10 protein-coding genes are annotated in these 13,044 nt (G+C 40.1%); 2 read left to right on the top strand and 8 right to left on the bottom strand.

Features of this window, described 5'->3' with window-relative positions; genetic code table 11:
- Positions 1 to 9: 9 nt before the first annotated feature.
- Entirely contained in the window at positions 10 to 1,572 is a 1,563-nt protein-coding gene (locus B3E00_RS01685) for a RagB/SusD family nutrient uptake outer membrane protein (RefSeq protein WP_293883967.1), read from the top strand.
- Positions 1,573 to 1,798: 226 nt separating this feature from the next.
- On the opposite strand, the gene nrdF is transcribed toward B3E00_RS01685, so the two are convergent.
- From nrdF to B3E00_RS01705, 4 genes are read right to left on the bottom strand one after another with little or no spacing between them, the layout of a single operon-like run.
- On the bottom strand, positions 1,799 to 2,785 hold the full coding sequence (nrdF, locus tag B3E00_RS01690; RefSeq protein WP_209578155.1) for a class 1b ribonucleoside-diphosphate reductase subunit beta: 987 nt from the start codon (positions 2,783 to 2,785) through the stop codon (positions 1,799 to 1,801).
- Positions 2,786 to 2,829: 44 nt separating this feature from the next.
- Positions 2,830 to 4,935, bottom strand: a complete 2,106-nt coding sequence (gene nrdE, locus B3E00_RS01695) for a class 1b ribonucleoside-diphosphate reductase subunit alpha (RefSeq protein ID WP_209578156.1) — start codon at positions 4,933 to 4,935, stop codon at positions 2,830 to 2,832.
- The gene (gene nrdI / locus B3E00_RS01700; protein ID WP_293883963.1) at positions 4,895 to 5,302 is read right to left on the bottom strand and encodes a class Ib ribonucleoside-diphosphate reductase assembly flavoprotein NrdI; all 408 of its coding nucleotides are present in this window, start codon (positions 5,300 to 5,302) and stop codon (positions 4,895 to 4,897) included. The genes nrdE and nrdI overlap by 41 nt, the downstream gene beginning before the upstream one ends.
- A 34-nt stretch (positions 5,303 to 5,336) precedes the next feature.
- On the bottom strand, positions 5,337 to 5,570 hold the full coding sequence (locus tag B3E00_RS01705; protein WP_046673718.1) for a thioredoxin family protein: 234 nt from the start codon (positions 5,568 to 5,570) through the stop codon (positions 5,337 to 5,339).
- Between the two features lie 460 nt (positions 5,571 to 6,030).
- On the opposite strand from B3E00_RS01705, the gene B3E00_RS01710 reads away from it, so the two are divergent.
- Complete coding sequence (locus B3E00_RS01710; RefSeq protein WP_293883958.1) at positions 6,031 to 8,433, top strand: S9 family peptidase; 2,403 nt, start codon at positions 6,031 to 6,033, stop codon at positions 8,431 to 8,433.
- 113 nt (positions 8,434 to 8,546) lie between these two features.
- On the opposite strand, the gene B3E00_RS01715 is transcribed toward B3E00_RS01710, so the two are convergent.
- The 4 genes from B3E00_RS01715 to leuB form a co-directional block, all read right to left on the bottom strand.
- On the bottom strand, positions 8,547 to 9,062 hold the full coding sequence (locus B3E00_RS01715) for a DUF2911 domain-containing protein (protein ID WP_293883956.1): 516 nt from the start codon (positions 9,060 to 9,062) through the stop codon (positions 8,547 to 8,549).
- A gap of 173 nt (positions 9,063 to 9,235) precedes the next feature.
- The gene (gene ilvA / locus B3E00_RS01720) at positions 9,236 to 10,483 is read right to left on the bottom strand and encodes a threonine ammonia-lyase IlvA (protein ID WP_293883955.1); all 1,248 of its coding nucleotides are present in this window, start codon (positions 10,481 to 10,483) and stop codon (positions 9,236 to 9,238) included.
- 139 nt (positions 10,484 to 10,622) lie between these two features.
- Positions 10,623 to 11,786, bottom strand: a complete 1,164-nt coding sequence (locus tag B3E00_RS01725) for a 2-isopropylmalate synthase (protein WP_293883954.1) — start codon at positions 11,784 to 11,786, stop codon at positions 10,623 to 10,625.
- Positions 11,787 to 11,909: 123 nt separating this feature from the next.
- A complete protein-coding gene (gene leuB / locus B3E00_RS01730; RefSeq protein WP_293883953.1) occupies positions 11,910 to 12,983 on the bottom strand; it encodes a 3-isopropylmalate dehydrogenase in 1,074 nt (357 codons plus the stop codon).
- Positions 12,984 to 13,044 lie beyond the last annotated feature (61 nt).

A 13,044-nucleotide genomic window follows, 5' to 3' on the forward strand; every position in this document is an offset into this window, starting at 1 on the left:
TTTAAAAAGATGAAGAATAAATTATTTCTGTTGTTATTGGCCGGACTGGCTCTCACAACATCCTGTAATAAATTTTTGGACGAAAATCCTAGCTCTAACCTGTCATTAATTAGTTATTATGAAAATGAAGGACAGGCCGAAGCAACTGTAAATGCACTTTACCGTCGGGGTTCACCATTACGTTATTCTACAACAGGTTCCTATCTAGGTTCTACGGCTTCCATTAATACCATTTTAACCGGGTATTTTACGAATAGTTATGAAGGGCAAGAGCGTGTCACCTTGTTTGCGCGTGAGTTGACGCGACAACAAAATACGAGCGTAATATCTCCTACAATGAATACGATTTGGGATGGAGCTTACGAAGCCATTAATATCGCTAATGCAGGTGTAAAGTACATCCCGCAGATAAACATGGTCAATGAGACCAAGAAAAATACCTTATTGGCTGAAGCCAAATTTTTTAGAGCCTACAACTACTTTTATCTTGTCAAAACATTTGGAGCAGTGCCCTTGTATACACTCCCGAATGAGACATTGAACGATCCACTTTATCTAGAACGTACCGAGGCGACGAAAATCTATGAATTGATAGAGACAGACCTGAAAAGTGCTGTAGAGGTACTGCCAGCCAAGACGTTCGTAGACAATGGTCATCGTATTACAAAATACGTGGCGGCAATGCTGTTGGCAGATGTTTATTTGCAGCAAAGTAAATTTGCCGATGCGGCTACTATGGCTAAGATTGTGGTTAACTCGCCGCACAAGATGACACAAAATACGGACTTTGCAGAAAATAGTGCCTACAACTTGTTGCGTCGTACGGATAATCTGGATGAGGTTATCTATGCGCAAGAATTTGATGATATTATTGCCAATAGTGGGGCGCGAACAGCCACTGCTTTTAGCTCGTCCGCAGTTTCGGTATTTACTACTTATTCGATATTTGAGCGTGTTTTTGGTCCTACGAAACAGTTTTTGAATGTTTACGATAAAGATGATTTACGGATCAAACCTAACCAGTTCTATCACTGGTCTTATACCAATCCGATTAATGGTAAAAAATGGACTTCAGAAGATGCTGGTATATGGTATTATGTCGATGAGCAAGCTCTGTTAACGACGGGAAGAGGGACAAAGGACTGGAATTTTTACCGTTATCCAGAAGCTTTGTTAACTGCGGCCGAAAGTATCGCTAAAACAACTGGAGTCAGTGCTGAAGCTGCCGGATATTTAGCACAGGTCAAAGCACGTGCGAACACAGCTGGAAAATCCGTTGCTGCTTTCACGGCAGAACTACAAGGATTGTCAGCAGAAAATTTTGTCAAAGAATGCTGGAAAGAACGTCTACGCGAATTACCGCTGGAATACAAAATGTGGGATGATATTGTACGTACAAAGATGTTCCCTGTAATCTCCACAACAGAAGCCGGAAAAGTAGATTTTGTTCCGCTAATCGGTGCGAAAAACGCATCTGGTGCGACATTTAAAGAATCCGATCTCTTATGGCCTATTTCACCTGATGAGATTCAACGCAACAATAAATTGACTCAGAATCCAGGGTATCAATAGATCTTTCAATAGTGGTCATGGCTATCAAAATGGATAGCCATGACTATCTAAACTGATTTATAGGTGAAAATCCCGAATCAGCAAAGTTATTTTAGAACCAGCGCTTTGTCTAATGCTCCTTCACGCAAAAAAATCAGTGACTGTTCAGTGTTGGTCGGGTATCGGAGCCACATAAAAAAAGCCGTTAAGAATTGATCTTAACGGCTTTTTTACGTTATCGCCAATATTATATATCTACGACCACATCCATTTTAAAGTCATCATCTTTTAGATGAACAATCTCAGTTGCTTTTTCGTAGTTAGTTGATTTCTTGGAGAAGAAATCATGTTGTGTTGTCTCGGTATTCAATCCATTCAATACGATTGGATTGACCTGTTTTACTTCGAAGATCGGATCAAATCCAAGATTCATTAACGCTTTGTTGGCATTATAACGAACATATTCTTTCACCTCGGCAGTTAAGCCCACTTCGGTATAGATCTCTTCGGTATATTTCAATTCATTCTCATACAAATTGTAAAGAAGTGCCAAGAAACGTGCTTTGACCTGATCTTGATTTTTTAATTTTTTGAATTGATCTTGAGCGATCAATCCTACGAATACGCCATGTATGGATTCGTCAGCGATGATTTTTTTAATGATATCAGCTGATGCGACCATCTCGCCTTGCCCACATAACCATAACGGTAGGAAGAATCCTGAATAGAACAGGAAGGACTCCAATAATACCGAAGAAGCCATCGCCATATAGATTTCTTCTTCTGAAGCATCTTCTTTATCGATCGCACGATAATAACCATCGATTGTTTGCGCTTTGTATTGTAAGTATTTATTTTGCTGAACCCATTCGAAAATATCGTTGATTTCAGCGGTTGTAGAAACTGTCGTGAAAATAGTGGAATACGATTTTGCATGGATAGCTTCCATCATACACATATAGGACAATACTGCTTTATTCTGTAATGTGTCGATATGATCGATGATCTTAGGCATACCCGTATGACTCTGAAGGGTATCCAATAAGGTTAAGCCACCCAATGCTTTTTTATACGCATCTTTCATTTCTGGACTGATACGTTTCCAACTATCAATATCTTTCGATGGAATGTATTCTGTGTCGATCCAGAATTGACGGATATTTTGTTCCCAGAACATTAATACATAATCGTTCTCGGGGGTATTCCAGTTGACGGCTTTATATGTTTTACTCATTTTTAGTTTAAAGTATTAGGCATTTAGTTTACCAAATCGCAAAATTAAGCTGAACAAGAGACACATTCGTCAATCGTTGATTTTCTTGTCCGTGTATAGTAAAGGGATTTTAACCCTAGTTTATGTGCATAGATATAATATCTCGATAAATCTCTCGTCGAATCTTTTGAGTTGGTATGCAAAATAGTGGATACACCCTGATCGATATGACGTTGAATGACTGAAATCAGCTTCAATACTTTGAATTGATCCATATCATATGCCGATTTGAAATAGAAATAATTATCATTTGTCAAATATGGCATTGGATAGTAAGTTGTGCTGTCGCCATATTCACGTACTTCAATGATATCTACAATAGGCATAACCGATGCAGTAGCATTCATGATATAGGAAGTCGACTGATTTGGAGCAATAGCCAAGCGATAAGCATGATAGATGCCATGTTCTTTGATTTGTGCTTTTAACGCCAACCAATCTTCTACCGTTGGAATATGTATACCTTCGAATAACTCCGTTACCTTCGCTGTCTTTGGCATGTAATCGCGGTTGACATAGTTGTTGAAATAGGTGCCATCAGCATAGGCTGATTTTTCAAATCCAACAAATGTTTTACCACGTTCTTTGGCAATTTCCATGGACGCTTCCAATGAATAATAGTTCATCATCATAAAGAACGTATTGGCAAAATCCAATGCTTCGTTCGATTCGTACATGATGAAGCTTTTTGCAAGATAACCGTGTAAGTTCATCGCACCTAGCCCTACGGAATGCAACTCGCGATTTGCTTTTGCAATCGAAGGGACCATATCAATATTGGTTACGTCTGTAACGACAGTTAAAGCACGCATAGCCGTTTTTACGGTTTCTTTGATACGTTTGTTGTCCATTACAGTTGCAATATTCAATGAACCAAGATTACAGGAGATCCCATAACGGATCGTGTCTTGTTTGCCATAGATCTCAATGTCGGATACTTGAGATACCTGCATGATCTCCGTACATAGGTTAGAGAATTTTACCTGACCGATTTCATTCAACGCATGGACACGGTTGGTATTCTCTTTAAAAAATATATACGGGTAACCGGATTCTTTTTGTGTCTGTGCAATCTTAACCAAGAGGTGACGGGCATTGATCTTTTTCTTTTTTACGTTTGGATTCGTGATCAATTCGTCGTACATTTTGTCCATATCCATCTCGTCCAAGAATTGTCCATACTCTTGCATGACGGTATGTGGGTAGATCAAATAGCAAGGCTCATCTTTTTCTGCCAATTCCATGAATTTATCAGGCACGATAATACCGATAGACAAGGATTTGATACGTACTTTTTCATCGACATTGATCTTTTTACAATCCAAAAACTCTTCAATATCGGAGTGAAAAATATTGAGATATACGGCACCTGCACCCGGACGCTGTCCCAATTGATTGGCATAGGAGAATGTATCTTCCATGATTTTCATAATAGGAAGTACACCGCCCGCACGACCTTCAACACCTTTAATTGCCTCGCCACGAGCACGGATTTTCGAAATATTGAAGGATACGCCACCACCGATAGAAGATAACTTCATAGCAGAATCAACAGCGTAACCAATACCATTTAAGTTGTCACCGATTTCATCAAGGAAACAAGATACCAATTCTCCCGAGCGTTTCTTTCCTGCATTTAAGAATGTAGGTGTCGCTGGTTGGTATTCTTGATTGATCATGATTTCGGCGTATTCAATTGCTTTTTTTACACCTTCTTCTCTTGCCAAGAATAGGGAAACAGCAACAACGCGGTCTTCATAGCGCTCTAGGAATTTCTCACCAGAATCGTCACGCAAAGCGTAGCTCTGGAAGAATTTGAAGGCCGCCATAAAAGATTCAAAACGGAATTTTTTAGCGTATACATAGTTGAATACTTCTTCCATCTCTTCAAATGTAAACCATTGGTAAAAGTCAATATAATAGTTATTCTCTACCAAATAGTCTATTTTTTCTTTCAATGTATAAAAGAACACCGTGTTCTTATTTACATATTCTAAGAAATAGGCACGAACTGCTTCCTTATCTTTATGTAAGCTGAATTCGTCATCATGCTTAATCATGATTTCATTATTAAGCAATATCCAGTTTTTTGCTACTTCGTTTGCTACCATCGCAAAAGTTCTTTAAGATGTCAATAAATTGATTAATGTCTTCCATTGTTCCGGACAGTTCAAATTTGAATGCCAGTGGAATGTCGAAATCTTGTGAAATGCGATCAGCTGCTAAGCCATAATTCGGACCCCAATTGCGATTACCGCTGGAAGTAACAGAATAGATGTTTTTAGCTTCGCGTTTCATGAATTCTACTGTATTTTCGGGTACCTGCCCAAAATTTGTGGTGAAAGTGACCAAATGGCCAGGTTCTTTTACCCTCAAATCGGGGGTTATTTTATGGATTTGCCAGCCTGTTATTTGAGCGACCTTATCCATAAAACGCTGTACGTTGCCCGTTTTGGAATCATAATAAATGTGTATCATGTTGTTGTTTGGTTTAAATGATACGCTGAATTTATTAAAGTGCAATGGCAGCCAATTCTTCTGGTTTAAAGCCAATGATACGGTGTTGAATCTCTTCATTTTCCAACACAATTACAGTAGGAACTGTGCGGATTTTGAATCTTGCGGCCAAGTCTGGTTCATCAAAAGGATTAACCGTTTCATATTGGATACCTTTTTGATCCAAATAAGCCGATACTTGTGCACAAGGGGCACAATCGTTTTTCTCAAATTTGATAATTCTTGCCATGTTACTTGTTTATTTTTTTTATTCCAATCTTTATAGAAAAACTCGGAACGAAGTTAATTGTATCAATTTTAATAGGGGAGCCCGATCCTAAGGTTAGGCCGGGCATTGAAAACAGACAATTACCAAATAGAACGGTCTGTTTCCGATACGTAAAAAACTTCATTGAGTTGCTAATTCTTTTATTAGCTTAACAAATATCCTACATTTTCCTGCTATGCGGTAGGTTGACTTTTCCACATTTTGGGTAAAAGTTTAACAGAGCATGCGTTTGTAGAAGATTGTTGTGGTTAAGTTATTGATTTTGTTAGCGTTAAGAATGTGGATAACTTTAAATTGGTAATTTTTACCGCTATTTTACAAATGTTTTAAGTTTAATTTGAGTGTCATAAAAAAGCTACAAATCTTGCTTCTTAATGAAAGTTTTATTATTTTATTTTGCCTTAATTTGAAAAATAAATTTATGAAGAAACTATTCTATGGTCTCTTGCTGTTAACTTCACTACAAACGCAAGCGCAGGAAAACATTACCTTTCAAAAACCTTCTACTGAAATTCTGGCGTTAGCGGATTATGTACGCCCTCCTCAGCTGAAAATTTCAGGCGATAAAAATTGGATGCTTTTTACATTCCGCCCGACTTATAAAAGTCTAGCTGAATTGGGGCAGGAAGAAATGAAACTGGCGGGATTAAGGATTAATCCGAAAACATATATGGAGAGCTCAACGCTCTTTTACGATAAGATAGCCTTAAAAAAAATCGATCAAAATGTTGAATATACTGACTTTTCCGGGATGCCAGAAAAGGCTGCACTATCCAATTTTATGTTTTCTCCGGACAATAAATGCTTGGCATTCAGCAATAGCAATGATAGTGGTACAGCTTTATTTGTCGTTGATCTCGCTACGCGGAACGTCAAACAGTTAACCAATTACAATTTGAATGGAACAATGACGGCACCTTTTCAATGGTTGAAAAATTCGTCAGGTTTAATGATCACCAGTCTGCCGCAGGATAGGCCTGCACTATTGGATCCTTCCAAAGATTTGCCGAAAGGGCCGGTTGTTTCCACAAGCGATGGAAAGGTTTCTCAGTTGAGAACGTATCAGGACTTGCTGAAGAACCCGTTGGACGAGGCAAACTTTGAAACATTGGCGCAGTCGAATCTGCAAATTGTGGATCTTAACGGCAAAATTTCCTCTTTTAAAGACAGAGCCATTTATACAGGGATCAGCTTTTCCCCGAATGGCGAATATGTGATGGTATCAACGATCGCGAAGCCCTATTCGTATGTGGTTCCGCTTTCGTATTTTCCACAGAAGGTACATATCTATGATCGGTCAGGTAAGGAAATCGCACTTGTAAATGAGGTGCCTTTAACGGAAGTTATGGCAAAGGGCTTTTCATCTACACGCGCTGGAAAACGGGCCTGGCATTGGCGGAGCGACCAACCTGCTACGTTAGCTTATATTGAAGCCCTTGACGGCGGGGATGCGAATAATAAAACGGAGTTTCGGGATGCCTTATATACCTTGCCATACCCTTTTAAAGGGGCGGGAAAGCTTATTTTTAAAACCAAAGACCGTTATGCAGGTGTAGTATGGGGCAATGAGAAGTATGCTTTGGTTCATTCGCAATGGTATGATACTAGAAATAAAAAAACTTTTGTGGTTAATCCTTCCACGGGAGAATCCAAACTGTTGCACGATCGGAACAGTCAAGACGTGTATAATGATCCTGGCGACGTGTATACGGAAAGAAATAGCTTAGGCACTTACGCTATGTATATAGATAAGGATAAGGTCTTATTTGTGGGCAAGGGGTTTACTAAAGATGGCGAGTTTCCCTTTGTGGATGAACTCAATTTACACTCTTTAAAGAAAAAGCGAATTTACACTGCAGCAGCATCCGCACTACAAGAACGTATCAGCCAAATAGTAAATCCCAAAACAGGTGACTTATTAATTTCGCTTCAATCAGCATCGATCTACCCCAATTATTCCATGAAAAATATGAAATCAGGGAAACAGACGACACTAACAGCTCTTGAAAACCCGTTCAAATCCTTGGAAAAAGTTCATAAAGAGATTTTGAATTACAAACGTAACGATGGGGTAGAGCTTTCGGGAACGCTTTATCTGCCTGCCGGTTATGATTTTAATAAAAAGGAAAAATTGCCATTGCTCATGTGGGCTTACCCAAGGGAATACAAGGATAAGCATACCGCTGGACAGAGCACGGCCAACCCTAAGGAGTTTACATTCCCAAGTTATGGTTCTTTTATCTATTGGGTATCCAAAGGGTATGCTGTATTGGATAATGCTGCCTTTCCAATTGTTGGAGAAGGGACAAAAGAACCGAATGATACTTTTATTGAGCAACTTGTGGCCAATGCTGAGGCAGCAATCGATGCGGTAGACCGGCTGGGCTATATCGATCGAAAAAAAGTTGCGGTAGGCGGGCATTCCTATGGTGCATTTATGACAGCGCATTTGTTGTCCAATTCTAAATTGTTTGCAGTGGGAATAGCACGTTCTGGAGCATATAATCGAACCTTAACGCCATTCGGTTTTCAAAGTGAGCAGCGAAACTTCTGGGATGATCCCGCATTGTATATGACCATGTCTCCTTTTGTAAGTGCCGATCGGATGAAAACGCCACTGTTATTGATTCACGGTGGAGCAGATAATAATCCCGGGACGTTTACTTTGCAGACAGAGCGCTATTTCCAGGCGCTGAAAAATTTGGGAGCTCCTGTGCGCATGGTGATTTTGCCGCGTGAAGCGCATGGATATGTTGCCAAAGAAAATATCTTCCATCTATTGTGGGAGCAGGATCAGTTTTTGCAAAAATACTTAAAAAATTAACTGTCTGGCCGAAACTATTGTGATCCGGACAAGACGCTATTTTAAGAAAAAAGGGACTACTGTCAGTCCCTTTTTCTGTGCAATAAATTTTGCTTGACTATCGAGCATCGTACCTATTTGCTCGCTTTGACCGTAAAGGGTACGACATATGCTCCCCACTCCAAGGAGACTGTTCCCTGTGGACTTGCATTAATCTTAAATTGTTCCTGTGAGGTACTTGCTGTTGCATTACTGACGGAAATGCTTAAGGCGTCTTCTTTGGAATCATATTTCGTTCCCCACTGATTCCAAACTTTATTGAACATGAGCGTTGTTTCATGTTCGCCCGGGATACTGTAAAGACTATATTTTCCAGCGGCCAATTTCTTGCCTTCAACCAATACATCTTTATCGAATTCGATCGTGGTGGCTTCATTTGCTCCGGTTCGCCATACTTTACCGATAGGGGCAACATCAACACCCAATTGACGGCCTTTCAATGATGGACGGCTGTAATTGATGTCGATTGTGATACCATCGACCGTAGTCACCTTGGTGTTGTCAGGAGGACTTGGTCGTTTACTTTTGTCTGTCTGCGCAAAGGTAAGCTGACCTATTAAGGTCAGAATTGCTAAAATCACTACTCTCATATGTGCTTATTTTTTTGATTAAACAATTAAATATAAGATTTTTATGTGATGAAAATTTTCCGTTTTATTAGAACTTTACGAAATCATGACCGGTCGGTCTTAGGCGCTATGAGTTGTATCCTGGAAATAGATAAAAATAAAAAGCCAGCGTTTTAAGCGCTGGCTTTTTATTTTTATACCAAATACTCGAATAATGTTTGGTCTTTGTTGATCTCAATGACATCAAACTTATATTCTTTCATGCGTTCAATCAATGTTGTATAATCTTCGGGTTTGTTGAGCTCGATGCCGACTAGCGCGGGCCCCCTTTCTCGCTCAGTCTTTTTGATAAACTCAAATCGTGTAATATCATCTTTAGGTCCCAATACTTCGGATACGAAAAGTTTCAATGCGCCAGGCCTTTGCGGGAAACGAACGATGAAATAATGTTTGTAACCTTCGTAAAGTAAAGACAGTTCTTTGATTTCACTCATACGGTCAATATCATTATTTCCACCGGATATGATACAGACGACTTTCTTTCCTTTAATTTCATCTTTGTGGAACTCGAGCGCTGCTACGGAAAGTGCTCCTGCAGGTTCGACGACAATTGCATCCTTATTATATAGTTCTAAGATACAGGTACAGATTTTTCCTTCAGGAATAGAACGCGTATCATCCAGCAGTTGTTTGGCGATTTCGAATGTTGTGGCACCGATTTTTTTAACAGCGGCCCCATCAACGAATTTGTTAATATGTTCAAGTTCAATCGGTGCGCCATGTGTCAGGGCAGCTTGCATGGAAGGGGCACCTTCGGGTTCTACACCATAACATTTGATTGCTTTGTTTTTATTTTTAAGGTAATAGCTAGCGCCTGCAGCCAGACCGCCACCACCAATAGGAATAAACATAGCGTCCATATCGGGTAGATCCTGCAAGGCTTCAACAGCAACGGTGCCCTGACCTTCTACAATTTTGAGGTCATCAAAAGGAGGGATAAAAGTCATGCCGTACTCTGCTGTATAAGCTAGCGCAGCCTTTTGGCAGTCGTCAAAGGTGTCGCCGGTTAAGATGATTTCTACATTGCCATTACCCCACATTTCGGTTTGCGAAATTTTCTGGCGTGGTGTCGGACCGGGCATAAATATCACCCCTTTGATATCGAGTTTATTACAGGAGAAAGCGACGCCTTGTGCATGATTACCTGCGCTTGCGCATACAACACCAAGCTGCCGCTCTTCTTCTGTAAGTGAAATAATCTTATTATAGGCTCCTCGTAGCTTGTACGAACGTACGACCTGTAGGTCTTCTCGTTTGAGGTAAACTTCGGCGCCATATTTTTCGGATAAATGCCTGTTATACTGTAAGGGGGTGCGATTGACCACAGACTTGATGCGTTCAAGCGTGGCCTCGGAGTCGATATTTAAGGTTGAAAGATTCATTGTTAGAGGATTGCCCAGTTAAGGTAGGTAAGAAAATGCAGATACCCGCTATTATACTAAAGATTCTACCGCTACTGTGTGTTGTAATATAGTTGATTTTTTTTTGAAGAAAAAAGGCTGCATGAGCAGCCTTCCTTTTCTAGATTTTTTCTTGGACGAGGCTTTTCAGGTCATCATCACAAATATTTTTCTTTTCGTCGGCCAGAACCAAAAAGCGTTGATAGCAATCTGCTAGATCGTCTTTTTCAAGGTGAAATCCTAAGCGCTCTAAATGGTGTTTAAGTGCATGTCTTCCAGAACGGGCCGTTAAAATGATATCAGCTTCCAACAAACCAACATCTTCTGGTCTGATAATCTCATAGTTTTCGCGATGCTTTAAGAATCCATCCTGGTGGATGCCTGAGCTATGTGCAAAGGCATTGCGACCTACAATAGCTTTATTTGGCTGCACAGGCATATTCATCATTTCACTTACCTTGCGGGATAAGTAGGTAAACATGCGGCTATCAATATTCGATGTTAAACTTCCGAATGCTTGCTTGTGTACCTTAAGGATCATGGCCACTTCTTCCAGCGACGTGTTACCAGCACGCTCACCGATACCGTTTATTGTACATTCTACCTGACGGGCACCATTTTGTATCGCAGCGACGGAATTTGCCGTTGCAAGTCCCAAGTCATTATGGCAATGAGCGGAAATGATCGCTTGATCAATATTGCGTACATGTTCTTTCAGATACTTGATTTTTGATCCATATTGGTCCGGTAAACAATAACCGTTTGTATCAGGAATATTAACGACAGTAGCTCCGGCAGCAATGACCGATTCCACCATTTTAGCTAGAAATTCTAAGTCTGCGCGACCAGCATCTTCTGCATAAAACTCGACATCCTCAACATAGGATTTAGCATGTTTTACAGCGGAAACAGCTCGTTCTAAAATTTCTTCTCGTGTGCTATTGAATTTATATTTGATATGCATGTCCGAAGAGCCTATACCCGTATGGATGCGCGGGCGTTTGGCGTATTTTAATGCTTCGGCAGCGACATCAATATCGTTTTTATTGGCACGGGTCAATGCACATATAATGACATCGTTCACGGCTTTAGACAATTCTACCACCGATTGAAAATCACCAGGGCTAGACACTGGGAAACCAGCTTCGATAATATCAACGCCAAGTTTTTCTAAGTCCTTTGCGATCTCAATTTTCTCTCGAGTAGTTAATTGGCATCCGGGTACCTGTTCGCCATCACGCAATGTGGTGTCGAAGATGTAAAGATGATTAGGATCGTGTAACATAATTTCTTAATTCAAAAGATTTATAAACTAAATATGTAAGAAGCAATGCATTTAAAGTGCCCGAGCAAAGGCTTGCGGCATCTGATTCCCAATACTCACTACTTCATTACTCATATCTCAATACTATTTAATAAACTCCAATACTTTTTGCCCCATTTCTTGGGTGCCTAAAATTTTTGAAGCTTCTGTGCTACTGTTTGCAATGTCACCGGTTCTCCAACCAGCTTTTAATGTTTCAGCTACAGCATGGGTAACCGTTTTAGCTTCTTCCTGTAGGCCAAAGCTAATATCAAGCATCAAGGCTGCAGATAATATTGACGCAAGTGGATTTGCTTTATTTTGACCAGCGATATCGTGCGCAGAGCCATGTATAGGTTCGAAGAAGCCTGTACCATCGCCTACGGAAGCGGAAGCCAACATACCCATGGATCCTGCAATTTGAGAAGCCTCGTCTGTTAGGATATCACCAAAAAGATTGGCGGTTAAAACAACATCAAACTTCTTTGGATTTTTAACCAATTGCATGGCGGCATTATCAATGAACATGTGCTCTGTTTCAACATCTGGATATTCTTTTGCGATTTCTTGTACAACTTCTCTCCAAAGACGTGAAGTTTCCAAAACATTAGCTTTATCAACAGAGCATAATCTTTTATTACGTGTGCGCGCTGCCTCGTAAGCTTTACGTGCGATACGCTCAACTTCGTAACGGTGGTAATTCATCAAATCTGACGCAAAGGTGTTGTCCTCATTGCGATTTTTCTCGCCAAAATATACATCGCCTGTTAATTCACGAAAGAAAAGGATATCTGTCCCTTGAAGAATTTCTGGCTTTAAGCTTGAAGCATCCAACAATTCATCAAATAATAATATCGGGCGAAGATTAGCATAAAGACCCAGCTCTTTACGTATCTTTAGTAAACCCTGTTCAGGTCTAACTTTAGCAGATGGGTCATTATCATACTTGATATGGCCAATGGCACCGAAAAGGATCGCATCAGAAGCTTTTGCTTTCGCTAATGTCTCGTCAGGTAGCGGATTGCCAGTAGCTTCAATCGCCGTATGGCCCATGATGGCTTCATCGAAGCTAAATTCATGACCATAATTTTCACCGATTTTTTCTAGAACTTTTTTACCCCAAGTGGTTACTTCTTGGCCGATGCCATCTCCAGGTATGATTAAAATATTTTTTTTCATTGTTTTATAACTATTGAGCTGTTAGTCTCTAAATGCTAACCGCTAACATCTATTTTCTATT

The sequence above is a fragment of the Sphingobacterium sp. UBA5996 genome, assembly GCF_002429765.1.
In the GTDB taxonomy this organism is placed as follows: domain Bacteria; phylum Bacteroidota; class Bacteroidia; order Sphingobacteriales; family Sphingobacteriaceae; genus Sphingobacterium.

Bases quoted from the DNA above. Each gene is read 5' to 3' on its own strand.
- nrdE (WP_209578156.1), bottom strand. From the start codon at position 4,935: ATGGTAGCAAACGAAGTAGCAAAAAACTGGATATTGCTTAATAATGAA.
- nrdF (WP_209578155.1), bottom strand. From the start codon at position 2,785: ATGAGTAAAACATATAAAGCCGTCAACTGGAATACCCCCGAGAACGAT.
- B3E00_RS01715 (WP_293883956.1), bottom strand. From the start codon at position 9,062: ATGAGAGTAGTGATTTTAGCAATTCTGACCTTAATAGGTCAGCTTACC.
- B3E00_RS01710 (WP_293883958.1), top strand. From the start codon at position 6,031: ATGAAGAAACTATTCTATGGTCTCTTGCTGTTAACTTCACTACAAACG.
- B3E00_RS01705 (WP_046673718.1), bottom strand. From the start codon at position 5,570: ATGGCAAGAATTATCAAATTTGAGAAAAACGATTGTGCCCCTTGTGCA.
- B3E00_RS01685 (WP_293883967.1), top strand. From the start codon at position 10: ATGAAGAATAAATTATTTCTGTTGTTATTGGCCGGACTGGCTCTCACA.
- B3E00_RS01725 (WP_293883954.1), bottom strand. From the start codon at position 11,786: ATGTTACACGATCCTAATCATCTTTACATCTTCGACACCACATTGCGT.
- nrdI (WP_293883963.1), bottom strand. From the start codon at position 5,302: ATGATACACATTTATTATGATTCCAAAACGGGCAACGTACAGCGTTTT.
- leuB (WP_293883953.1), bottom strand. From the start codon at position 12,983: ATGAAAAAAAATATTTTAATCATACCTGGAGATGGCATCGGCCAAGAA.
- ilvA (WP_293883955.1), bottom strand. From the start codon at position 10,483: ATGAATCTTTCAACCTTAAATATCGACTCCGAGGCCACGCTTGAACGC.